Genomic DNA, 21,538 nt, shown 5'->3' with positions numbered 1-21,538 from the left:
GGCCATGCACCAGGCCCAGATTGCCGAACACGAGCGGGCTACCCATGGCTGGCAGCTCGAGTGGCTCACCCTGCCCTCCATGTTCGCCCACGCCGCCGCCGCCCTGAAGCAGGCCCAGCAGTTGAGCCAGGAGCTGGTGGTGGACGAGGCGCGGATGCGGGCCAACCTGGCCGCTTCCCAGGGGCTCTTGCTGGCCGAGGCCCTGCAGTTCGCCCTGGCCCCCCACCTGGGGATGGAGCCGGCCAAGGCCCTCCTGCGCGAGGCGGTGCGGGTGGCCCGGGCCGAGGGGCGGCACCTTTTGGAGGTGGTGCGGGAGCGGGTTGAGGCACCCCTCCCTTGGGATTCGTTTCGGGAAGAGGCCTACCTGGGCGCCGGGCCGCACTTCGCCGCGCGGGTGCTGGCCTGGGCCCGGGATTTGCTTAGGGAGGAAGCTTGAAGAAGGTACCCCAGATTACCCCCGAGGAAGCCGCCGCCATGGTCAAGGACGGCGATGTGCTGTTGGTGGGCGGCTTTGGCATGACCGGCAACCCGGTGCACCTGCTGCACGCCCTGGCCGAGCGCCCGGTGAAGAACCTCATCTACGTGGCCAACAACGTGGGCGAGGCCGGGCTGGGCGGGGGGCGGCTTTTGCGCAACGGGCAGATTAAAAAGGCCATCGGCTCCTACTTCACCTCCAACCCCGAGGCGGTGCAGGCTGCCTTGCGGGGGGAGCTCGAGGTGGAGCTCATACCCCAGGGCTCCCTGGCCGAGGCCCTGCGGGCTGGGGGGGCGGGCCTTGGCGGGTTTTACACCCCCACCGGGGCCGGCACCCTGCTGGCCAAGGGCCGCGAGACCCGCGTTATCGGAGGCAAGGAGTATGTCTTCGTCGAGCCCATCCGGGGCAACGTGGCCTTCATCCGGGCCTGGAAGGCCGACACCGCCGGGAACCTGGTCTACCGCATGACCGAGCAGAACTTCAACAAGGCCATGGCCACCGCCGCCGACCTGGTCATCGCCGAGGTGGAGCAGATTGTCCCGGTGGGCGAGCTGGACCCCAACCACATCCACACCCCCGGCTGCTACGTGGACTACCTGGTGGAGGCCCGGATGACCCCGGAGCTGCTGGGCTCCTCGGCCTCGGTGGAGGGGGGCAAAAAAGCCGACCCCAAGCGGCTGGCCATGGCCCGCCGGGCCCTGCAGGAGCTCAGGCCGGGCGACGTGGTCAACCTGGGCATCGGCATCCCTACCCTGGTGGCCGACCTGATTACCCCCGAGATGGGCATCATCCTGCACACCGAGAACGGCATGCTGGGGGTCGGCCCGACCCCGGAGGAGGGCGGGGCCATGGACTACCCCGTCAACGCCGGCAAGATTCCCGTCACCGCCCTGCCTGGGGCCAGCTACTTCGACAGCGCCGACTCCTTCGCCATGATCCGCGGGGGGCACGTGGACGTGGCCATCATGGGCGGGCTGCAGGTAGATGAGAAGGCCAACCTGGCCAACTGGGCGGTACCCGGCAAGCCCCTGCTGGGGGTGGGGGGTGCCATGGACCTGGCCTCGGGGGCCAAGAGGCTCATCATCACCATGACCCACACCAACCCCGACGGCTCTCCCAAGATTGTTCCTGAGTGCGACCTGCCCCTCACCGCCCGCAACGCGGTGGACCTGGTGATTACCGAGCTTGCGGTCTTCGGCTACCCGGAGGGGCGGCTCACCCTTTTGGAGCTGATGCCCGGGGCCACCTTGGAGGAGGTGCGGGCCAAGACCACGGCTCGCTTCGTCGAGTCGCTGAGTTGAGCCTTTGGTGCTAAGATGGCCGCTGGAGGCAGTTATGCGGGATGTCTTCGTGGTGGCGGCGGTGCGCACCCCCATCGGCCGCTGTGGGGGAGCGCTTAGGGATTTTTCTCCCGTGGAGCTGGGGGCCCACGCGATGAAGGGGGCCCTCGAGCAGGCCGGCGTATCGGGGGCAGAGCTGGACCTGTACATCTTCGGCCAGGTTTTGCGGGCTGGCCATGGCCAGCTTCCCCCCCGCCAGGCTGCGCTTCTGGCTGGGATACCGAACACCGTGGACGGCTACACGGTGGACATGGTGTGCGCCTCAGGGATGCAGGCAGTGCTCAGCGGAGCCCTGGCCATCCGGGGGGGTGATGCCGAGCTGGTGCTGGTGGGTGGGATGGAGTCTATGTCTCAGGCAGGCTTCTATCTATCGAGCCGAGCTCGCTGGGGCTACAAATACCTCGCCGGGGCACCTGAGCAGCTCCAGGACATCCTTCAGCGCGACGGGCTTTCCGATCCCTTCAGCGGCGAGGCCATGGGCGAACAGGCTGAGCGCCTGGCCGCCGACTTTGGGGTGGGCCGGGCGGAGCTGGACGAGGTGGCCTTGGAGTCCCACCGGCGGGCCGCCCATGCTCAGGAGTCCTGCTGGTTTAGCGGGGAAATTCGGCCCCTCGAGGTCAAGACCCGCAAAGGGGTGGAGCGGCTGAACAGGGATGAGGGGGTGCGGCCCGACACCACTTTGGAGGCCCTTGCGGCCCTACGGCCAGCCTTTCGGAAGGACGGCGTGCTTACCGCAGGCAATGCTTCCCAGATTTCCGATGGGGCCGCAGCCCTCCTGCTGGCCAGCCCCGAAGCGGTGGAGCGGCTTGGCCTGAGGCCGCTAGCCCGGATTCTAGGGGGTAGTTGGGCAGCGGGGGAGCCCTGGCGCTTTCCCGAAGCCCCGGTTCCCGCAGTGAAAAAGCTGCTGGAAAAGCTCCGGCTTTCCATCGACGACTTTGACCTCTTTGAGAACAACGAGGCCTTTTCCCTCAACAACATCCTCTTCCACCGCCTTTTGGGGGTGCCCATGGAGCGACTCAACGTGCACGGCGGGGCCATCGCCCTGGGGCACCCCATAGGGGCCTCGGGGGCCCGCATCCTGGTTACGCTGATTCACGCGCTGCGCACCCACAGCAAGTCGCGGGGGCTAGCCGCCATCTGCCATGGCACGGGGGGTTCGGCGGCGCTGGCGGTAGAGGTGGTCGCCTAGATGCCCCAGCTCGGCATTAGCTCCTCCAGGCTGACTTCCTCGACGCTCCACTGGGCCTGGACCACCCGGTACTCGCCCTGCGCCGCGATGAACTCAGCGGCCTGGTGCAGTACGTTTTCCACCCAGACCCCATCGTAGCCGATGAGGCTAAACCCCACCACTTCCCAAGCGTGGTCGTCCTGGCCAGCAAGCCGCGCCGCAGATACGGGGAAGCGGGCCCTGAGCCTTTCAATAGCTGGCTTTACGAGGGCCCGCTTCTCCTTCAGGCTCCTCACCCAGGGCATTTCCAGGCGGGCGGTGTAGACCCCCAGGTAGGCTTTCATGCCCTGATTCTACGCGAAAAGTTCTCATCCTTTCGGGTTAGGCTTGGGCCTGTGAAGTGGACTTATCTTTTTGGTGTTGCCGCGCTCGGGCTTTTGGTGGGCTGCTCGGGTGCCCCTCAGCCTAAGTTCCAAGCCTCTATTGGCACCTACAACCCGGGGACGGGTGTGCTGGGCCGGGCCTATGTGCTGGTCCTCAGGCCCCAGCAACAGCCTGAGAGCATCACTGTGGTGGTGAGTGGGCCGAACGGCTACAGCGAGAACCTGCTCCTGCAGAGCGCGCAGTCCCGCTCGGCCTCGGGAGCCTGGTGGCAGATCGGATGGGATACGGCCCATTCCCTGCAGGGCGGTAGCTACACCTTTACCACCGTGCTAGATGGGAAAACGGAACAGGTTGAGGTCAACGTGGATGCGGCCAGCTCGCTGACCCCTCCCAGCGTAACGGTGACGAACCCCAGCGTTCAGAACGTCGCGGTTTCCTGGACAGCGGTGGCTGGGGCCCAGGCCTATCTGGTGCGCTTGGTCGATCAGAACACCAACGCTGTGGTGGCCCGCCGTATGGTTTCCTCCCTGAGCACCACGTTTAGCAGCTTGAACCTGAGTCCTGGTGGGGCCTATCGGGCAGAGGTTTACGCGGCCAGCAGCAACATCGCCTTTGAGCCGCCTCTGGTACCCCCTCAGTTCAACCTGGCCCTGGGGCAGACCAGTTTCAACGTAGGTCCGTAGCGGGCTTGCAGCCAAGCCCTCGCCGCATCGGCCGGCGAGGGCCGGCCGGTGGCGCCCAGGGGGTGCTGGGGAGGGAATGCTCGGTGCTGGCCCTCATGGATGAGGGCTGGCCTTTTCTGGGCGGGCTTTTTTCTCAGACTGGCAAGCCCTGGAGGTGATGGACCGCCTTTGGGCCGGGGGATGGCGGCATTTTTGGAACCTTTTGCTGTAGCTGCCTGGGTCCTTGCGGGTTCAGCTTTTGTGTTCGCTGGAGCCGGCGGCTGTTGAGGGAGAGCCATCTGGACATAACCGGGCTGCGCTTACAGCCCTTCTTCCTACGCAAAATAGGGACGCACCCTACGCCCCGGGGGTTTAGGCCTATAATGGTCCTGTGGCGCTAAGGCCAGTGAAGAAGGGTTGGAGCCCGGAGACCTGGGCCAGCCTCAGGCCCTTTGGTCTGGGCCTGCAAAGGCCCAACAACTTTGCCGAGGTCTTTCGGGCCGTTGCCGAAAACCGCGATAACCTGGCCTATGCCTGGCGCATCCTGAGCCAGGGGGTCTGCGATGGTTGCGCCCTTGGAACAAGCGGCCTGCGGGACTGGACGGTTGAGGGGATACACCTTTGCAACGTTCGGCTCCGGCTTCTCCGGTTGAACACCATGGGGCCTATGGACGGCAACCTACTGGCCGATGTGGCCGCACTCCGGTCCAGGAGTTCCGCCGAGCTGCGGGCCCTAGGCCGCCTACCTTACCCCCTGTACCGCCGCAAGGGGGAGCCGGGCTTTACCCGTATAGGCTGGGACGAGGCGTTGGACCGGATTGCCCTTCGGATGTGCAGGACCCCCCCGGAGAAAATGGGCTTTTACCTGACCAGCCGGGGCCTGCCCAACGAGACCTACTACGTGGTGCAAAAGGCGGTGCGGGCCTTGGGTTGCAACAACATAGACAATGCGGCCCGCATCTGCCACAGCCCGAGCACGGTGGCCCTGAAGGAGTCGCTCGGGGTAGCAGCCACCACCTGCAGCTACCGCGACCTGATTGGTACCGACCTGGTGGTGTTTTTGGGTTCCAACCCGGCGGCCAATCAGCCGGTGATGATGAAGTACCTGCACTACGCTAGGAAGGCCGGTACCCGGGTGGTTTGCGTGAACCCCTACCGCGAGCCGGCCATGGAGCGCTACTGGGTTCCTTCCAACCTCGAAAGCGCCCTCTTTGGGACCAAGGTGGCGGACCGATTCTTCCTGGTTGCCCCAGGGGGGGATGCGGCCTTTTTAGTGGGGGTTTTACGCCACCTTATTGAGCAGGGCTGGCTGAACGAACCCTTCATCGAGGCCCACACCACGGGGTTTGAGGCGGTGCGGGCTCAGGCCTTGGGAACAGCGTGGGAGGAGCTCGAGCGGCGCTCGGGGGTGGGCCGCCGGGAGATGCTCGAGTTTGCCCTGTTGCTGGCCAAGGCTGAGCGGGCGGTGCTGGTCTGGAGTATGGGCCTCACCCAGCACACCCGAGGGGAGGAGGCCGTGCAAGCCGTTATTAACCTGGCCCTTAGCCGAGGCTACCTGGGGCGCGAGGGCTGCGGATTGATGCCCATCCGGGGTCACTCTGGGGTGCAGGGTGGGGCCGAGATGGGGGCCTACGCCACGGTTTTCCCCGGGGGTGTGCCCATTACCCCGCAAAGCGCCCAGGCCCTCTCTAGCCTTTGGGGTTTTCCGGTACCCGACCAGCCCGGTCTCACCGCTACGGAGATGCTCGAGGCTGGCCTGGAGGTTCTCTGGAGCATAGGGGGGAATTTCCTGGAAACCCTGCCCAGCCCCTCCCAGGCCGAGGCCCGTCTGGCCCAGATACCCCTGCGGGTGCACCAGGACATCGTCCTTTCCTCCCAGATGTTGGTGGAGCCGGCTGAGGAGGTATTCGTGCTGCCTGCCACCACCCGCTATGAGATTCCTGGGGGGTGCACCGAGACCAGCACCGAGCGGCGGGTCATCTTCAGCCCGGAGATTCCCGGTCCTCGCATCCCGGAGGCCCGCTGGGAGGGGCAGGTTTTCCAGGACCTGCTGGCCCGGATGTGCAAGCCTGAAAGGGCTGAGAAGGTTTGCTTTGGGAGCACCCAGGCTGTGCGGGAGGAAATTGCCCGGGTGATTCCGCTTTATGAGGGCATCCAGCACCTCAAGGCTAAGGGGGACGCCTTCCAATACGGTGGACCCCACCTCTGCAAGGATGGGCTCTGTCCCACTCCCGATGGCAAGGCCCGTTTCCGGCCGGTAGACCTTTCACAGGAGGGCCTACCCGAGGGGGCTTTCCGCTTGGTTACAAGAAGGGGCAAGCAGTTCAACAGCATGGTTCACGAGCCTACCGATCCGGTCAACGGCGCGCCCCGCGATGCCGTGCTGATGAGCCCTTTCGACCGGGAGAGGCTCGGCCTAAAGCCTGGCCAGCGCATCTGGCTGCACAACTGCTTCGGTACCTTTGCGGGCCGGGTCTTCGAGGCCCCGGTGCGCCCGGGTAGCCTGCAGGTGCACTGGCCGGAAGGCAACGTGCTGCTGAGCCCTCAGGAACGCTCCCCCAAGGCTAAGATTCCGGCCTACAAAGAGGCGTATGTTCACGTTTACCAAAAGCCGCCCCAAAGCCAAGACCCCGACCACCCTGCTGCGGGTTGAAGGGGAGCGGGCCTATCCGAGGTCTGACTACCTGGCCACCGAGGAGCCGCTGGAGATTCGCCTGGTGGCCCAGGGAGGGGAGGTGCGCACCGTGGCGGTTACGATGCGCACCCCGGGTCACGACTTCGAGCTCGCCGCGGGCTTCCTGTTCGCTGAAGGGATTGTCTCCCACAGGGAGGAAATCCGACGCATCAGCTACTGTACGCCGCGGGGCGAGGCCCAGCAGTATAACGTGGTGAGTGTGGTCCTAAACGCCCCGCGCCTGCCCGAGCTGGCTCCCTTTGAACGTCACTTCTACACCCACTCGGCCTGTGGGGTTTGTGGGCGGGCTAGCCTGGAGGGTCTACACCGCCGTTTCCGCCCCCTCCAGGGCGGCCCTATCGTGTCTGCCCATCTGTTGCCGGACCTGCCCCATAGGTTGCTGGCCCGCCAGGCCCTTTTCGGGGCTACCGGCGGACTGCACGCGGCAGCCCTTTTTGACCCCGAGGGCGTCTTGCTGGCGCTACGGGAGGATGTGGGCCGGCACAACGCTGTGGACAAGCTTTTGGGCTGGGCCCTACTGGAAGGCCGGTTGCCCCTGTCCGAGTGCCTGCTCCTGGTCAGCGGGCGGGCCAGCTTTGAGCTGGTGCAGAAAGCCTTGGCTGGCGGTGTGCCCATCCTGGTGGCCCTCTCGGCCCCCAGCAGCCTGGCGGTGGACTTGGCCCGGGCCTTCCACCTCACGCTGGTCGGTTTTTTGCGGACAGGTTTCAACCTTTACGCTGCCCCGGAGCGCATCCGGGTTTGAGGGGGCTTTGAGTGGCGGCGAATTGGCGGGCTGTACGGCCTGAAAAACCCCGGCCCTCCAGGGCGAAGCGCAGCGCGGCCTGGCGGGTGGCCTCGTCCAGGGGCCTTCCCAGGATATGGGCCACCGCTTCTAGGTAGAGCGGCTGGTCAAAGGGAGGGAAGGTGAGGACCAGACCGAAGCGATCGGCTAGGGCCAGTTTGTCCTGAAGGGTGTCCCAAGAGGCAGGGTCGGGAGCGTTGGGCTCCGGGCGGTCGCTCCACTGCTCGCGCACCAGGTTGCGCCGGTTGGAGGTGGCCACCACCAGCACGTTGGGGGGCCGTTCGTAGACGGCTCCTTCCAGTAGGGCTTTGAGCTTGTGGAAGCGCTCGTCGTCGCTGCTGAAGGCCAAGTCGTCTAGGTAGAGCACGAAGCGGTGGGGTAGGGGGGCCAGCAGGGTCAAGAGCGCGGGGAGTTGATCGAGGCTGTCGGGCAGTACCTCCACCAGTCGGAGTCCCCTTGGGCTGTACTCGGTGCGCAGGGCCTTGACCGCGGTGGACTTTCCTGAGCCTCGAGCCCCGTAGAGGAGCACTGGAACCGCTTCTTTTCCCTCCAGGAAACCCTCCACATGCTGCCTTAGGGTTTGGAGTTGCCGGGTGTAGCCCACCAGGTCGCTGAAACGGGCTGGGTCGGGGTGGGGTACCGGCACCATCCCTCGATCGTAAAGAAAGGCCGTGTGCTCTGCGTATATCCCGTACCCGTAGGTGCGGTAGAGGGCCTGTAGCTCGGAGGCCGAGCCGCCCTGTAGCACCCGCAGGGCGGCTTGCTCGGCGGGGCTGGCCCCGCGCTGGCCGAAGTCGGCGAAAGGGTAGCGCTGCTTGAGCTGGGCAAGTTCATGCCGCAGAGTGGAGAGTTCCTGCTCAATCCAGTCGCTCAGCCCTGGCGTGAGGGGCTCGGTGAGCAGCCTTCGGGCCAGGCCTTCGGCATACCAGATGCGCCGGCAGAGGACCCAAGCCCAGGGCTCCCCTGCAGGGGGGTGGGTGTGGAAAAGCTCGGCGAGGGGGTCTTCGCGGAGGGGTGGGAAGAGGCGCATCGGGGGCTATTCTACCCCCGCTCTTCGGCCCCTCAGTCGTTTAGGGTGAGGGGCTCATCCTTGGGGGGGGTTTTCTCCTCGGCTTGGGAGAGTTTGGCTAGGGCAAGGGCCAGCACCCGCACCCCCTGAGCGATGTCCTCCGGGCTGGCGTACTCGTCCGGACGGTGGCTTATCCCTCCCCGGCAGGGGATGAAGAGCATGGCGGTAGGGGCGATGCGGGCCATGAACAAGGAGTCGTGGTAGGCCCGGCTCACCATTAGCTTGAAGCGCACCGAGGCCTCGCCGCAGGCCTCCACCAGGGCCTTCAGGACCTCGGAGCCCGACTTGGCGGGGGGGTCCATGTTGATAATCTCCACGCTGTAGCGGATGCTGCGCCTGGTACAGACCTGTTCTACGCCCTGCAGGATGTTCCGGATTACCTGGTCGCGCCGGTTTTGCTCCACGTCGCGCACATCAATCTCCAACCTGACCCGGCTGGGCACGCTGTTGATGGCGTTGGGGTGGACCTCGCAAAACCCGGTGGTGGCTACGGTGTTGATGCTGCCACTGCCTCGAGCGAAAGCCTCCACCCCCAGGATGATCTCCGCAGCCGCGCAGAGGGCGTCCTTTCGGTCGGGCATCAGTACCGTGCCGGCGTGGCCTCCTTCGCCCTCTAGGATGACCCTCAGCGAGGCTGGAGCAGCAATGGCGGTGACCACGCCAATCGGCACCCCCTCCTGCTCCAGCACCGGCCCTTGCTCAATGTGTAGCTCTACGAAGGCAGAGTAGTAGTTTTCGGGCAGCTGGACCTCCTCCAGGGGCCCTGTGTAGCCTGCTGCTTGGCGTACCTCCTCCAGGCTTCTGCCCTCGTTGTCCCTGAGCAAGCGCAGGGCCTCCGGATTCAGCGTACCGCTCAGCGCTCGGCTTCCCAGGCAGCCAATGCCAAAGCGGGTAGGTTCCTCAGCAGTGAAGACCAGAAGCTCTATCGAGCGGCGCGGCCTGAAGCCAGCTTGCCTTAGCGCTCGGATGGCCTCCAGCCCCCCCAGCACCCCCACGGTCCCGTCGTACATACCGGCGTAGGGAATGGCGTCGATGTGGGAGCCGGTGCCTACCGCAGGGAGCTCAGGGGCGCTGCCCTCCCAGCGGGCGAAGAGGTTGCCCAGGCCGTCTTCTCGCACCTTTAGCCCAGCTTCCTGGCACAGCCCCTTTAGGTAGGCTCGAGCCTCGAGGTCAGGCCGGGTAAAGAGGATGCGGGTGATGGCTGGCGGTGGGGTTTCGGAGTAGCTGGCCAGTTGCTCGAGCTCCCGCACAATGCGTTCGGTGTTGATTTGGAGTTTTAGCGCCATGGTGATTCTTTAGAGAAGTTCCAATGAATGCCGGTTGACGTCTTTGTAGATAAGGTACTTGCTCGGGCCCTTGCCCAGGGCGCCAAACCACTGGGGACAGTAGGAGGCCATCCAGATCACATCCCCGGTTTGCACCGGGTACCATCGCTCCCCCAGACGGTAGACCCCACCCCCTTGGAGGAAGAGCAGGCCGTGCTCCATGACGTGGGTCTCCACCATGGGCAGGTGGGCCCCTGGCTCGAAGGTCATGGTGTTGACCGCCAGGTCAAAGGAAGGGTGGTCTGGGAGCAGGAGGCGCACCTGTAGGGCCTCGTCGCCCATCAGGGGAGTAGCGGCTACCTCCGGTTCAAAGCCCAACACCAGGCTGGGCGCTTCGGCGCCGGCCAGGGCTTGATAGGGCTTTTCAAAGACCACCATCCGGCTTTCCGTGTAGGCGGTGAAGCGGTGGGGGGTGTTGGCCGGCAGATAGGCGTAGCGGTGGGGTTCTAGGGTGTGCTGGGCTCCAGCCACCTCGAGCCCCACCCGTCCCGAAAGGACATAGGCAAAGCGCTGGATGTCCAGCAGGGTCATCTCCCCGCTGCCTCCGGGCTGCATCTCCGCCGTGTACATCTTGAAGCGGGCCCCTAGCTCCGGCGAGATGTGCACAATGCAGAGGGTGTTCGTCCAGCCCGGCAGGGGGGCCCGGATAAAGGTGTCGGGGGTCAGAAGGGCGTGGTCGGGGGCTACATGGGTGCGGGTGAATCCGGTCAGGCTCATGCTTCCCTCGTGAGCAGGCATACGCTGCTGGGCTTTCTTATCTTACCCTCGGCGTAGATGGGCTCGCCCCGCAGCCAGGTGCTTTCCACTATGCCTCGGAAGGTTCGGTTTAGGTAAGGGGAGATGGCGTGGCGGTAGCGGAGGTCTTGGGAGGTCAGGGTATGCTCGCGCTCCAGGTTGACCAAGGTGAAGTCGGCGTCGCAGCCTGGCTCGAGCCGGCCCTTTCGGGTCAGGCCGAACCGCTGGGCGGGGCCCTGGGCCAGGAGGGCCGCGAGCCGCTCCAGGGGTAGGCCCCGTCCCTGCCAGCCCTCGGTCAGCAGCACCGCCAGGGTCGACTGCACCCCGGCGATGCCTCCCCAAAGGGCGAAGAAGTCCTCTCCCCGCTTCATCTCCGGCGGGCTTGGGGAGTGGTCGGAACCGATGATGTCCACGCTTCCCTTCAGAACATGGGACCAGAGCCCTTCCTGCTCGGCCCTAGCCCGCAAGGGGGGAGCGCACTTGCCCACCGCCCCCAGCCGCTCCAGGTCGTCCTCGGTGAAGGCCAGGTAGTGGGGGCAGGTCTCCAGGCTCACGTCCACCCCTTTGGCCCGGGCCTCGGCAGCCAGGGCTACCCCTGAGCCTGAGCTGATGTGTACGATGTGCAGCTTGCAACCGGTCTCCTGGGCCAGCAAGAGGGCCCGTCCGATGGCCTCAAGCTCGGTGAAGACCGGCCTTGAGGCCAGGTACTCCCGCCAGGAGGTGCCCAGGGCCCGGGCTTTTTGGGTGAGATGGGCGGTGAGGGCCTCGGACTCGGCGTGCACCGCCACCGGCAGTCCAAGCTGGGCTGCTGTGCGCATACCCTCGTAGAGGGTAGCGTCGTCGCAGGCGGGGAACTCGGGGAGGCCCGAGTTGCACATGAAGGCCTTGAAACCGATGACCCCTCGCTCAGCCAGCTCAGGCAGGCGCTCGAGGTTCTTTGGGGTCAGGCCACCCCACAGCGCAAAGTCGGTGTGCGACTGGGCCCTCATGGCTGAGAGCTTGAGGTCGAAGGAAGGGCCGTCCAGGGTGCAGGGCAGTGAGTTGAGGGGCATGTCAAAAAAGGCGGTGCCCCCCCCTGCAGCCAGGGCTGCGCTGCCGGTGGCAATGCCTTCCCAGTGGGCCTGGCCGGGCTCGTTGAAGTGGACGTGGACATCTATCAGGCCGGGGAAGACGTAAAGCCCCTGGGCGGACACCTCCCGTCGGGCCGGTTCGGCGATTTCCGGGGCGATGACCGCTACTTGCCCACCCTCTACCCCCAGGTCGGCCCGCTGCAGCCCCTCGGGGGTGACCAGAGTGCCACCGCGTACGATGAGGTCAAGCATTCTCACCTCGCCAATTGCCGTAGAAAGTGGAGCCCCACCCGCAGGGCGGCCTCGACGTCCTGGGGCCACACCGACTCCTCAGGGTGGTGCGAGAGCCCCTTTGGGCTGCGCAGGAAGAGCATGGCCACGGGGCATAACGAGGCCATGATCATGGCATCGTGGCCGGCCCCGGAGACCATCCGGTGCACGGGGTAGCCCTGGGCCTCCACTGCCTGAGCCAGCGCCTCGCGCAGGTAGGGGTCGCAAGGCACTGCGGGCTGCTCGTGCAGGGTTTGGTAGGCCAGCTCCAGCCCCCGCCGAAGTGCAATTTGCTGGGCCCGCCCGACCAGGTGGGCTACTGCGTGGGCCCTTACCTCGTCTTCAGCGTGCCGCACGTCCAGGCTGAGCCGTGCCTCACCCGGGATTACGTTGGCCGCACCGGGCAGGGCTGCGATTCGGCCCACCGTAGCCACCAGCCCCGGTGTTCTTCGAGCCTCCCGCTCTACCCAGGTCATCCACTCGGCTGCCCCCGCCAGGGCATCGCGCCGCAAGGGCATGGGGGTGGTGCCGGCGTGGCCCGCCTGGCCGATGAAGGTGAGCTCGAGCCGGCTCTGCCCGGCGATTGCCTCCACCACCCCCAGTGGGTATCCCAGGTTCTCCAGAACCGGTCCCTGCTCGATGTGGAACTCCAGGTAGCCGCTAACCCGACCGGGTTCGTAGGCGGCCTGGGGAATTCGCTCGGGATCAAGTCCAAAAGCCCGTATGGCCTCGGCCAGGCTTTGACCTTGGACGTCCTTGCGCTGTAGGAGCTCCGTCTCAAAGCGCCCCACCGCCGCTTTGCTCCCCAAAAAGGGCACCCCAAAGCGCACCCCTTCCTCCTCGGAGAAAGCGATGACCTCCAGGGCCCAAGGGAGCCGCTCGCCCTCCAGGGCTTCCACCAGGGCCAGGGCCAGCACCACCCCCAGCACCCCGTCGTAGGGCCCGGCGTCCCGCACGGTGTCTACGTGGGAACCGAGCAGGAACAGAGGGGCATCGGGTTTTTGGGCCGGGTAGTGGCCGATCAGGTTGCCCACCGCGTCCAACCGCACGTTCATGCCCAAGGCCTCCATCCAGCCGGCCAGCACCCGATGCACCTCGCGCATGGGGGGGGAGAGGAAGGTACGGGTTAGACGGCCCTCCTCCTCAGAGAGGTGGGCTAAAACCTGGCACCGCTCAACGGCCTTTTGGGCCAGGGTCCTAAGCGCTTCCATGGGCCCTAGCTTCCACGGTAGGTGCTGTAGCCAAAGGGGGAGACCAGCAGGGGGACGTGGTAGTGACCCTGAGGCTCGGCAATGCCAAAACGGATGGGCACTGAGCCCAAGAAGGGCGGGTTGGGGAGGTGCACCCCCTGGGCGGCGAAGTATTCCGCTACGTAGAAGACCAGCTCGTAGACCCCGGTGGGCAGGGTTTCCCCGGAGAGGAGGGGGGTGTCGGTCCGGCCGTCGGCGTTGGTGGTGGCAGAGGCGACCAGGGTGCGGGCACCGCCTTCCTCGAAGCGGTATAGCTCGAGCCGCATCCCTGCCGCGGGGCGGCCGTGGGTGGTGTCCAGAACATGGGTGGATAGCCGGGCCATACCTGACCTCCTAGGGCCCCCGGGCCCCCTGGGCCACCCAGGCCCCAAGCCTGGCCCGCTGCTCCTGGGTCAGCGGGGGCACCCCGGGCAGCAGAAGGGGCATGTAGGTGGTGTCCACTGCGGTTCGCTTGATCTTGTCTGCCTGGGCCACGATCTGCTCGGGCGTGTCAAACATTACCCCAGCGGGGGCCGAGGCAAAACCGGGCTGGGTGGGCCTCGCGGCGTGGCACATGTGGCAGTGTTGTCGGACCATTGCCTCTACCTCGGCGAAGGGGACCGGGGCGTCTACCTGGGCGGTTGGGGTGCGGGGGGCGGTTAGGTAGAAGGCCACCAGAACCGAGGCCGCAGCCCCCACCAGCAGGTAGGGCATGGCCCCGCCCTCCACGAGGGTTCTCTTGTGCTCCTTCTCGGTTACGTTGATGAAGTGCCGCACCGCCACCCCGGCCACGAAGAGCAGGATCAGGATGAGCCAGTTTGCCCCGTGGGTGTAGGTAAAGGGAAAGTGGTGGGCAATCATGGTGAAGAGCACGGGCAGGGTAAGGTAGTTGTTGTGCCGGGAACGGAGCTGCACCCAGGCCACAAACCCCGGGTCTAGGGCTTCACCCTTCTGCGCGGCCCGCACCAGCTTTTTCTGGGAGGGGATGATAACGAAGAAGACGTTGGCCGCCATGATGGTGCCCAGCATGGCCCCGATGTGCATGAAGACACCCCGCCCGCTGAACACCTGGCCAAGCAGATACGCGGCCAGGGCGACCAGCGCACCGCCCACCAGCAGGAAGAGGGCTGGGCGGTAGAGCAGCTGGGTGCTGGAGAGGGCAGCGTAGACCAGCCAGGCGGCTGGGAGGCTGGCCACCGCGATGGCCACAGCCGCCCAGCTGGGGAGGGGGCTGTTGGGGGGTAGCAGGATGGCCCTGGGGTCGGCGTAGTAGACGATGACCAGGAGCAAGAACCCCGTGACCCAGGTGAGGTAGGCGTCCCACTTGAACCAGTGCAGGTGCTTGGGGAGCTGGGCTGGGGCGGTCTTGTACTTTTCCAGGTAGTAGATGCCTCCCCCGTGGATGGCCCAGAGGTTGCCTGAGAGCTCGGCCCGCACCCCGTGGCGTTCCAGGGCGTTTTCCAGAAAGATGAAGTAGAAGCTGGCCCCAATCCAGGCGATACCGTAAATGATGTGCAGCCAGCGCACCACCAGGTTGAGCCATTCTCGGGCGTGGGCCTGCCAGCCGTGGACCAGGGTCAGGGCCAGCCCCAGGCCGAAGAGGGCCAGAAGGGCCAGCAGCCAGGGCCACTTGATCAGGCGCAGGCGGTCTTGGTTGAGGATGTCCATACTCTGTAGGCAGTCTAAGCCCGCTCGAGCAGGTCAGCAAGGCGAAAGTAGGCGATTTTGTAGACCTCCGAGAGGGCCGTCTGGAACTCGGTTTCTGGGTCGCTCTCGAGCCTGGCCTCCATAGCCCGGAAGACCTCGGCTTTGCCCTTCCCGCGCACCGCCAGAATGAAGGGAAAGCCGAACCTCTCGGTGTAGGCCCGGTTCAGGACCTGAATGCGTTCGTATTCGGCGGGGGTGAGGGTGTCCAGGCCCGCCCCCCTCTGTTCAGCCTGGGAGGCCTCGGCCATGCGGGTGCGGCTGCCCAGGTCGGGGTGGGCTCGAATCAGGGCGAGCTGCGCTTCCCGAGGGGCCCTTTGCACCACCCTTACCAGGCTTTGGTGGAGGGCCTCCAGGCTCGCCCAGGGGCGGCTCTCCCAGGCCGCCTGGGCAATCCAAGGGGAGCCCTCGAAGACCCAACCCACCTTTTCCACGAAGTCCTCGAGGGGAAGCCGGTTGAGTTCGTCCAGGGTCATATCAGGCGCTTTGATTGCGGTAAGCCCAGCCCACCAAGCGGCGCTCGAGCAGGGCAAAAACAGCGTAGAGCAGGATGCCCATGGCCGCGATGACCAGGAGCCCACCAAAGACCAAGGGAACATTGAACTGCGAGCTGGCTGAGGTCATCATGTAGCCGATGCCCTTCTGGGAGGCGGCAATTTCGGAGATAACTGCCCCCACAAAAGCCAGCGTGATGGCCACTTTGAGCGAGGCGAAGAAGTAAGGCATGGAGAAGGGGATGGAGACCCGGGTGAAGGCCTCCAGCCGGCTCGAGCCCAACACCCTGAGCACCTCCCGCAGTTCCGGGGGTACCGCCGCCAGACCGGTGGCCACGTTGACCACGATGGGGAAAAACGAGATCAGGAAAGCGGTTAGGATGGCCGGCACTGTCCCGATGCCAAACCACAACACCAGCACCGGCACCAAAGCCGCCTTGGGCACGCTGTTGAAGCCCACCAGGAGGGGGTAGAGGGCCAGGTTGAGGGGCCGGGAGGTGCCCACCGCTGCCCCCAGGAGCACCCCCGTTGCCACCGCCAGCCCAAACCCTGCCAGGGTCGTCCAGAGGGTCTGCCAGGCATGTCCCACCACCACCCCCCAGACCGGGACCAGGGATAGGACGGCTTGGGAGGGGGAGGGCAGCACGAAGGGGGGAATCCCAAAAAGCCGCACCGAGGCCTCCCAAAGCGCGAACAGCCCCACCACGGCCAGCGCTGCGACCAGGGTATCCTTGCGCAGGCTCATGCCCCTACCCCCTTGAGGCCGGTAATTTGGCTGCGCATGCCTCCAATCTGCTCCCGAAGCTCCCGCACGATGTGGGCAAACTCATCCTGGTAGGTGAGCTCGAGGGCCCTGGGTCGGGCGAACCCCACCTTGCGCATATGGGCGATTCTGCCGGGACGAGAACTCATGGTGTAGATGGTGTCGGACAGGTAGACCGCCTCGCGCAGGTCGTGGGTGACCAGGATGACGGTGGGCCTGCGGTTCAGGTAGAGCACCTGCATGGCCTGCCAGAGTTCTTCGCGGGTGAAGGCGTCCAGCGCCGAGAAGGGCTCGTCCAGCATCAGGATTTCGGGCTGGTGGATGAGGGCCCGACACAGGCTGGCGCGCTGCTGCATGCCCCCCGAGAGCTCCCATACGTGGGCGTTCTCAAAGCCGGAAAGCCCTACCGAGGCCATCAGCTCGCGGGCAGCCTCAACGTAGGGCTTGGGGTTTTGGCGGTAGTGGTGCTTGTGCTTGGGGGAGACCTCGAGGGGCAGCAGGATGTTCTGCAGCACGGTGCGCCAGGGCATCAGGGTGGGGTTCTGGAAGGCCATCCCAATGCTCACCGGGGTACCGCCTACCGGTTGGCCGCGAACGGTGGCCTTGCCCGTGCTGGGGGGGCGGAGGCCGGAGATGACCCGCAGCAGGGTGGACTTGCCGCAGCCCGAGGGGCCTACCAAGGCCACGAACTCCCCCTCCTCTATGGAGAGGTTAATCCCTTCTACCGCCAGGTAGCCGTTGTCGTAACGCAGGCTGACATTGCGCAGCTCAATGAAGGGCATGGTAGTACCCCGAGTCTAGCGCCTGAGGCCCATTTGGGTCAAAGCTCAGCGGGCCGAGCCGGTGACCCGCCGCTCAGCGATGGGGGGCAGGAAGCGGTCTGTCCAGACCTGCTCAACCCGAAGCACGCTGGGCAGCTCAAAGGCTTTGGCCACTGCTCGGATGTTCCGCTCCACCCGTTCGCGCCGCACCGAGCCCAAGCCGAAGGCCCGGCTGTCCGGGGTGAGCACGTGGGTGTTGAGGGCTAGAAGTAGCCGCTCGCGCTCCAAGGCGTCGTTGATGAGCCCGTCGCGCCGCTTGACCGCAGCAATGCCCTCGTCAGGGTTGGCGATGACGTCCTTGAAGCCCTTGACCAGCGCGCGTAAGAACGCTGAGACCGCTTGGGGGTTGGCCTGGGCGAAGTCGCGGCGCACCACTACCGCGTTGCCGTAGAGGTCTTGGGTGTAGTCGCTGTACTTGAAAATCACCATATCCTCGGGTCTGACCCCGATGTTGCGCAGGTTGAGGAAGGAGGTGAAGTAGAAGCCGGTAATGCCGTCGGCTTGGCCCCGGGCCAGGGTAGGCTCGCGCAGAGGCACGTCCACGTTGATGAAGTTAACCCGAGCGGGGTCAATACCCACCGCCTCGGCGAAGACCGGGAAGAGTCGGCGGCCTGCGTCTCCGGCAGGGGCGGCTAGGGTCCTGCCCACCAGGTCGGTAGGCCGGGCGATGCCCCTGCCCCTGAGGGTGAAAACCGCGGCAGGGGTGGTGTTGTAGACCATGAAGACGGCCAGGAGCTGGTTGTTGGGGTTGCGGGTGTTGAACTCGATGAGCGAGTTGAAGTCCGCAAAGCCCATATCGTAGTTGCCTGCAGCGATCTTGCTAATGGCATCAGCCGAGCCAAAACCCCGGTCAATGCTCACGTTGAGCCCCTCGGCACTGTAGTAGCCCTTGTCCTGGGCGAGCAGGAAGGGTGCGGTGGGGCCCTGGAAGGCGAAGTCGAGGGTGAAGCGCAGGCTGCGGGGTTGGGCCAGGCCCAGGCTGATTAGGAAAAAAAGGGCAAGGAGCAGACCTCGGGTCCACATAGCAAACCTCCTTACGGTGCCAAGACACCTGGGCTGAGTATAGGGATGCGGATGGCATGGTGTCAATTGTTGTTCCGGTTTGTTGGGTCTCCTGATTCAACGTTTTGGTCAGGTGCAGGGAATTTTCTGCTAATCGTTATACAAAAATCTGAATTTTGATCGCTTTTTTTCTGACATCTTGCCGGAGGCGGAGGGGTAGGCCTGTGCAGGCTGTCTGAGAACGGCAGGGTGTTGGACAAAATTCACGCGCCCCGGATGCCAGGCCGGGGCTGCGCGCTGTTTTGGCCCTTTAGCGAGCAGGCATCCGAGTTATCGCGGTCCGGGCTGCCTTTAGGGTCTGTTCTAGCTCTGCCTCGCCGTGGGCGGTGGAGAAGAACGCCGCCTCGAACTGGCTGGGGGGCCAGTAGACACCTGCCTCCAGGAGGCCGTGAAAGAAGGTTTTGAACCGCCCAGTGTCCGAGGCTACCGCCTCGGCGTAGGTGCGCACCGGCCCTTCACGGAAGAAGACCGTGACCATGGAGCCCACCTGGTTGATGGTGGCAGGTAGGCCGGCCTGGGTGAAGACGTCCTCCAGCCCTGCTCGAAGGGCCTTTCCGTAGGTTTCTAGCCGCTTGTAGGGCGGGTCTTGAAAGAGCGTTTTCAGGGTAGCGATGCCTGCAGCCATAGCCAGGGGATTGCCGCTTAGGGTGCCGGCCTGGTAAACCGGACCCAAGGGTGCTACTTGCTGCATGATCTCGGCCCGGCCCCCGTAGGCCCCCACCGGCAGCCCCCCGCCCAGGATTTTCCCCAGACACACCAGGTCGGGCTTGAGCCCCAGGAGTTCCACAGCGCCCCCTTTGGCCAGGCGGAAGCCGGTCATCACCTCGTCGGCGATGAGTAGGGCGCCGTGTTCCCGGGTGAGGCGGTGCAGGGTGTCCAGGAATTCCTCGGTGGGGATGAGCACCCCCGCGTTGCCCACCACCGGCTCGAAAATCACCGCCGCTATCCGATCGCCCTGCTGGGCGAACAGGGCTTTTAGCCCTTCGGGGTCGTTGTAGTCGGCCACTAGGGTTAGCTCGGCAAAGGCCTGGGGAACCCCCGCGCTCGAGGGGGCGCTTTTGGCCGTACCCCCACCCCCCGTGAGCAGCCCCGAGCCAGCCTGCACCAGCAGGCTGTCGGCGTGGCCGTGGTAGTTGCCGCGGAACTTCACGATGAGGTCGCGCCCGGTGTAGCCTCGAGCCAACCGCAGGGCGCTCATGGTGGCCTCGGTGCCGCTGCTTACGAAGCGCACCAGTTCAACCATCGGGTAGGCTTCCCGCACCAGCTCGGCCAGGCGCACCTCGCGCTCGGTGGGGGCCCCGTAGCTCAAGCCCTCCTCCAGGGCCTCCCGAAGGGCCTCCACCACTGCGGGGTGGCTGTGCCCCAAAATCATCGGCCCCCAGGAGCCCACGTAGTCTAGAAGCCGGTTTCCGTCCGCATCCCACAGGTAGGCTCCCTGAGCCCGGGCGATGAAGCGGGGGGTGCCCCCTACGGCCTTGAAGGCCCGCACCGGGGAGTTGACCCCTCCGGGGATGACCTGCTGGGCTTGGGCGAAAAGCTCTGCCGAACGCTGGGTCTTCATGCCCCGAAGTTAGCACCCCAGAGGGTTTGAGGCAACAAGGCTGGTCCTTTTGGGCCGTTTCTCTGAGGGCTCGAGGGCTTCTGCTGCGCTCCTGGCACCCTCCCAGACGAGGCCGTTGGGATCACCGCATGGCGGCTCAGCGGTCCCAGGGACGCTTCTTTGCCCCGTTTCTCGGCCACTCCAAACGGAACCGAGAGACCGCACGGGAAGAGCAGCCCTTGGCGCGGCGGGGTCTTAGGAACGGGGGTTGCCTGAGGTTTGGGTTGCATGAAGGCGCTCCCTAAGGGCTTCCAGCCCTACCCTCTGGCAAAAGTCGCCAAAGGCTTCCCTCTCGAGCCGAGCTTCCTTGTAAAAGGCCAGCAGAGGTCCTAGCACGGAGGCGATTTCTTCACGTTTCAGATTGTCCAGAAAGGGCTCTCCTAGCCGAGTGCCCAGGGGGCTTCCTCCCAGGTAGAGGGTGTAGCTGTTGAGGCTGCGCCCCACAAGCCCCACCTCGGCGCTGTAGGGCCGGGCGCAACCGTTGGGGCAGCCGGTCATGCGGATGTGAGGAACGGGGCCTCCTTGCAGCCCAAGCTGGGTGAGCAAGCTGTCAATCTCGCGAATTACTGCAGGCATGGCTCGTTCGGCCTCGGTGATGGCCAGGCCGCAGGTGGGTAGGGCCGGGCAGGCCATGGCCTGCTGCACCACCAGAGGAATCTGCCCTCGGAAGGGGATGGGTATCCTATGGGCCTGCAGGAGGGCCTCGAGCTCACCTTTTTGCTCAGGTTGAACGTTGATGAAGAGCAGGTTCTGCTGCGGGGTGAGTCGAACCTCGAGGCCCAGTTGCTCCACCGCTGTTCTTATGCCGTGGCGCAACTCATCCCTGAGCCGCCCGTTCTCCACGAACAAGCCCAGAAAGAGGCGTCCATCGCCCTGCTCATGCCAGCCCAGGTGGTCGTCGGCTGAAAGCCAGTCAACAGGCTCGGCGGGGGGAAGAGAGGCTCCCAAGTAAGCCTCCACTGTGCCCCTAAAGCGTTCCAGCCCCCAGGCCTCCACCAGGTACTTCATGCGGCTGTACTTGCGCTCATCACGCCGGCCGTGGTCGCGCTGAACCCGCACGATGGCCTCCACTACTTCAAAAAGCTGTGCCTTAGGGATGGTGGTGAGGGGTTTGGCCAGGATGGGTCGGGTGTCCTTCAGCCCATGGCTCTGCCCCAGCCCGCCCCCTACCAGCAGGGTAAATCCTTCTAGACCCTGCCCCACCACCGGTACAATGCCGATGTCTTGGGTGTAGACATCCACGCAGTTGTCCCCCGGAGCCGCAAAGGCGATTTTGAACTTGCGCGGCAGGTACGTGTCGCCGTAAAGCGGTTCGCTTTCCTCGGCGCTGACCGCTTTTTCCCCATCCAGCCAGATTTCGTAGTAGGCCCGGGTGCGGGGTTTGAGCCTTTGGGAGAGGGCCTGGGCGTAGGCCAGCACCTCGGCCCGCACCCCGTCGGCGAAGGGCGCTGGGCAGGCTACCACATTCCGCACCACATCGCCGCAGGCCGAGAGGGTGGTGAGCAGGTGTCGGTGCAGGGTTTGGATGAGGGGCTTGAGCCCGCCCTTGTGTACCCCGTGGTACTGGATGGCCTGCCGAGTGGTGATGCGCAAGGTGGCGTTGCCCAGCCGGTCGGCCAGGTCGTCCAAAGCCAGGTACTGCTGAGGGGTGAGCGCCCCACCGGGGATGGCCACCCGGATCATGAAGCTGTAGGCCGGGCCCAGCCCCTGGGCTTTTCGGGCTTTGCGGAGGTCCCTGTCGTCTTGCTGATAGATGCCGTGAAACTTGAGAATCTGGTAGCCCTCCTCGCTGAAGTGGTCTAGCCCGTTTCCCAGCTCCTGGTCAACCGGTCCGCGCAACCGTTGGCTTTTTAGCTTAATCTCTTCTACCTTGGACAGCTTTTCCGGCATG

At 65.3% G+C, this 21,538-nt stretch carries 19 protein-coding genes and 1 pseudogene; 6 read left to right on the top strand and 14 right to left on the bottom strand.

Annotation, left to right across the window (positions count from 1 at the left end; translation table 11 throughout):
- From NZ849_RS02935 to NZ849_RS02925, 3 genes and pseudogenes are all read left to right on the top strand, one after another.
- Nucleotides 1-436 (top strand): annotated as a pseudogene (locus tag NZ849_RS02935) (3-carboxy-cis,cis-muconate cycloisomerase); the annotation flags it as partial.
- Entirely contained in the window at nt 433-1,776 is a 1,344-nt protein-coding gene (locus tag NZ849_RS02930) for a 3-oxoacid CoA-transferase (RefSeq protein WP_295403915.1), read from the top strand. The pseudogene NZ849_RS02935 and the gene NZ849_RS02930, both read left to right, overlap by 4 nt.
- Before the next feature lie 34 nt (nt 1,777-1,810).
- Nucleotides 1,811-3,004, top strand: a complete 1,194-nt coding sequence (locus NZ849_RS02925; RefSeq protein ID WP_295403912.1) for a thiolase family protein — start codon at nt 1,811-1,813, stop codon at nt 3,002-3,004.
- On the opposite strand, the gene NZ849_RS02920 is transcribed toward NZ849_RS02925, so the two are convergent.
- A complete protein-coding gene (locus tag NZ849_RS02920; RefSeq protein WP_295403909.1) occupies nt 3,001-3,327 on the bottom strand; it encodes a DUF503 domain-containing protein in 327 nt (108 codons plus the stop codon). The two genes, NZ849_RS02925 and NZ849_RS02920, sit on opposite strands and share 4 nt — an antisense overlap.
- Nucleotides 3,328-3,378: 51 nt before the next feature.
- On the opposite strand from NZ849_RS02920, the gene NZ849_RS02915 reads away from it, so the two are divergent.
- The 3 genes from NZ849_RS02915 to fdhD all read left to right on the top strand — a co-directional run bounded on the left by NZ849_RS02915 (nt 3,379) and on the right by fdhD (nt 7,466).
- Complete coding sequence (locus tag NZ849_RS02915) at nt 3,379-4,050, top strand: hypothetical protein (protein ID WP_295403905.1); 672 nt, start codon at nt 3,379-3,381, stop codon at nt 4,048-4,050.
- A gap of 370 nt (nt 4,051-4,420) precedes the next feature.
- Nucleotides 4,421-6,682 carry an FdhF/YdeP family oxidoreductase gene (locus NZ849_RS02910; protein ID WP_295403902.1) on the top strand — a complete coding sequence of 754 codons (2,262 nt, stop codon included), beginning with the start codon at nt 4,421-4,423 and terminating at the stop codon, nt 6,680-6,682.
- On the top strand, nt 6,621-7,466 hold the full coding sequence (gene fdhD / locus NZ849_RS02905; RefSeq protein ID WP_295403899.1) for a formate dehydrogenase accessory sulfurtransferase FdhD: 846 nt from the start codon (nt 6,621-6,623) through the stop codon (nt 7,464-7,466). Before NZ849_RS02910 ends, fdhD begins: the two co-directional genes overlap by 62 nt.
- On the opposite strand, the gene NZ849_RS02900 is transcribed toward fdhD, so the two are convergent.
- From NZ849_RS02900 to NZ849_RS02840, 13 genes are all read right to left on the bottom strand, one after another.
- Nucleotides 7,429-8,535 (bottom strand): DUF815 domain-containing protein, encoded by a 1,107-nt coding sequence (locus NZ849_RS02900; protein ID WP_295403896.1) that lies wholly within the window; start codon nt 8,533-8,535, stop codon nt 7,429-7,431. The genes fdhD and NZ849_RS02900 overlap by 38 nt on opposite strands.
- A gap of 32 nt (nt 8,536-8,567) precedes the next feature.
- Complete coding sequence (locus tag NZ849_RS02895; protein ID WP_295403892.1) at nt 8,568-9,860, bottom strand: M20 family metallo-hydrolase; 1,293 nt, start codon at nt 9,858-9,860, stop codon at nt 8,568-8,570.
- 9 nt (nt 9,861-9,869) lie between these two features.
- Nucleotides 9,870-10,616 carry a (S)-ureidoglycine aminohydrolase gene (gene allE, locus NZ849_RS02890; protein WP_295403890.1) on the bottom strand — a complete coding sequence of 249 codons (747 nt, stop codon included), beginning with the start codon at nt 10,614-10,616 and terminating at the stop codon, nt 9,870-9,872.
- Nucleotides 10,613-11,956, bottom strand: coding sequence for an allantoinase (locus NZ849_RS02885; protein WP_295403927.1), 1,344 nt, complete (start codon nt 11,954-11,956; stop codon nt 10,613-10,615). The genes allE and NZ849_RS02885 overlap by 4 nt, the downstream gene beginning before the upstream one ends.
- Nucleotides 11,957-11,958: 2 nt before the next feature.
- A complete protein-coding gene (locus tag NZ849_RS02880; protein ID WP_295403887.1) occupies nt 11,959-13,185 on the bottom strand; it encodes an allantoate amidohydrolase in 1,227 nt (408 codons plus the stop codon).
- 5 nt (nt 13,186-13,190) lie between these two features.
- Nucleotides 13,191-13,547 (bottom strand): hydroxyisourate hydrolase, encoded by a 357-nt coding sequence (uraH, locus tag NZ849_RS02875; protein ID WP_295403884.1) that lies wholly within the window; start codon nt 13,545-13,547, stop codon nt 13,191-13,193.
- 10 nt (nt 13,548-13,557) lie between these two features.
- A complete protein-coding gene (locus tag NZ849_RS02870; RefSeq protein ID WP_295403881.1) occupies nt 13,558-14,871 on the bottom strand; it encodes a urate hydroxylase PuuD in 1,314 nt (437 codons plus the stop codon).
- A gap of 14 nt (nt 14,872-14,885) precedes the next feature.
- Nucleotides 14,886-15,383, bottom strand: coding sequence for a 2-oxo-4-hydroxy-4-carboxy-5-ureidoimidazoline decarboxylase (uraD, locus tag NZ849_RS02865; protein ID WP_295403878.1), 498 nt, complete (start codon nt 15,381-15,383; stop codon nt 14,886-14,888).
- 1 nt (nt 15,384) lies between these two features.
- On the bottom strand, nt 15,385-16,146 hold the full coding sequence (locus tag NZ849_RS02860) for an ABC transporter permease (protein ID WP_295403875.1): 762 nt from the start codon (nt 16,144-16,146) through the stop codon (nt 15,385-15,387).
- Nucleotides 16,143-16,946: an ABC transporter ATP-binding protein gene (locus NZ849_RS02855; RefSeq protein WP_295403872.1), complete on the bottom strand. Its 804-nt coding sequence runs from the start codon at nt 16,944-16,946 to the stop codon at nt 16,143-16,145. Before NZ849_RS02855 ends, NZ849_RS02860 begins: the two co-directional genes overlap by 4 nt.
- A gap of 45 nt (nt 16,947-16,991) precedes the next feature.
- A complete protein-coding gene (locus tag NZ849_RS02850) occupies nt 16,992-18,008 on the bottom strand; it encodes an ABC transporter substrate-binding protein (protein ID WP_295403870.1) in 1,017 nt (338 codons plus the stop codon).
- A gap of 289 nt (nt 18,009-18,297) precedes the next feature.
- Entirely contained in the window at nt 18,298-19,608 is a 1,311-nt protein-coding gene (gene hemL, locus NZ849_RS02845; protein ID WP_295403867.1) for a glutamate-1-semialdehyde 2,1-aminomutase, read from the bottom strand.
- Nucleotides 19,609-19,842: 234 nt separating this feature from the next.
- On the bottom strand, nt 19,843-21,537 hold the full coding sequence (locus NZ849_RS02840) for an NADPH-dependent assimilatory sulfite reductase hemoprotein subunit (RefSeq protein WP_295403865.1): 1,695 nt from the start codon (nt 21,535-21,537) through the stop codon (nt 19,843-19,845).
- Nucleotide 21,538 lies beyond the last annotated feature (1 nt).

It is taken from the genome of Meiothermus sp., from assembly GCF_025060375.1.
Classification (GTDB): Bacteria; Deinococcota; Deinococci; order Deinococcales; family Thermaceae; genus Meiothermus.
Note: the sequence above shows the minus strand (reverse complement) of the source record. Positions and strands in the feature narration are given on the sequence as shown.

Bases quoted from the DNA above. Each gene is read 5' to 3' on its own strand.
- NZ849_RS02925 (WP_295403912.1), top strand. From the start codon at position 1,811: ATGCGGGATGTCTTCGTGGTGGCGGCGGTGCGCACCCCCATCGGCCGC.
- NZ849_RS02920 (WP_295403909.1), bottom strand. From the start codon at position 3,327: ATGAAAGCCTACCTGGGGGTCTACACCGCCCGCCTGGAAATGCCCTGG.
- fdhD (WP_295403899.1), top strand. From the start codon at position 6,621: ATGTTCACGTTTACCAAAAGCCGCCCCAAAGCCAAGACCCCGACCACC.
- NZ849_RS02900 (WP_295403896.1), bottom strand. From the start codon at position 8,535: ATGCGCCTCTTCCCACCCCTCCGCGAAGACCCCCTCGCCGAGCTTTTC.
- NZ849_RS02895 (WP_295403892.1), bottom strand. From the start codon at position 9,860: ATGGCGCTAAAACTCCAAATCAACACCGAACGCATTGTGCGGGAGCTC.
- allE (WP_295403890.1), bottom strand. From the start codon at position 10,616: ATGAGCCTGACCGGATTCACCCGCACCCATGTAGCCCCCGACCACGCC.
- NZ849_RS02885 (WP_295403927.1), bottom strand. From the start codon at position 11,956: ATGCTTGACCTCATCGTACGCGGTGGCACTCTGGTCACCCCCGAGGGG.
- NZ849_RS02880 (WP_295403887.1), bottom strand. From the start codon at position 13,185: ATGGAAGCGCTTAGGACCCTGGCCCAAAAGGCCGTTGAGCGGTGCCAG.
- uraH (WP_295403884.1), bottom strand. From the start codon at position 13,547: ATGGCCCGGCTATCCACCCATGTTCTGGACACCACCCACGGCCGCCCC.
- NZ849_RS02870 (WP_295403881.1), bottom strand. From the start codon at position 14,871: ATGGACATCCTCAACCAAGACCGCCTGCGCCTGATCAAGTGGCCCTGG.
- uraD (WP_295403878.1), bottom strand. From the start codon at position 15,383: ATGACCCTGGACGAACTCAACCGGCTTCCCCTCGAGGACTTCGTGGAA.
- NZ849_RS02860 (WP_295403875.1), bottom strand. From the start codon at position 16,146: ATGAGCCTGCGCAAGGATACCCTGGTCGCAGCGCTGGCCGTGGTGGGG.
- NZ849_RS02855 (WP_295403872.1), bottom strand. From the start codon at position 16,946: ATGCCCTTCATTGAGCTGCGCAATGTCAGCCTGCGTTACGACAACGGC.
- NZ849_RS02850 (WP_295403870.1), bottom strand. From the start codon at position 18,008: ATGTGGACCCGAGGTCTGCTCCTTGCCCTTTTTTTCCTAATCAGCCTG.
- hemL (WP_295403867.1), bottom strand. From the start codon at position 19,608: ATGAAGACCCAGCGTTCGGCAGAGCTTTTCGCCCAAGCCCAGCAGGTC.
- NZ849_RS02840 (WP_295403865.1), bottom strand. From the start codon at position 21,537: ATGCCGGAAAAGCTGTCCAAGGTAGAAGAGATTAAGCTAAAAAGCCAA.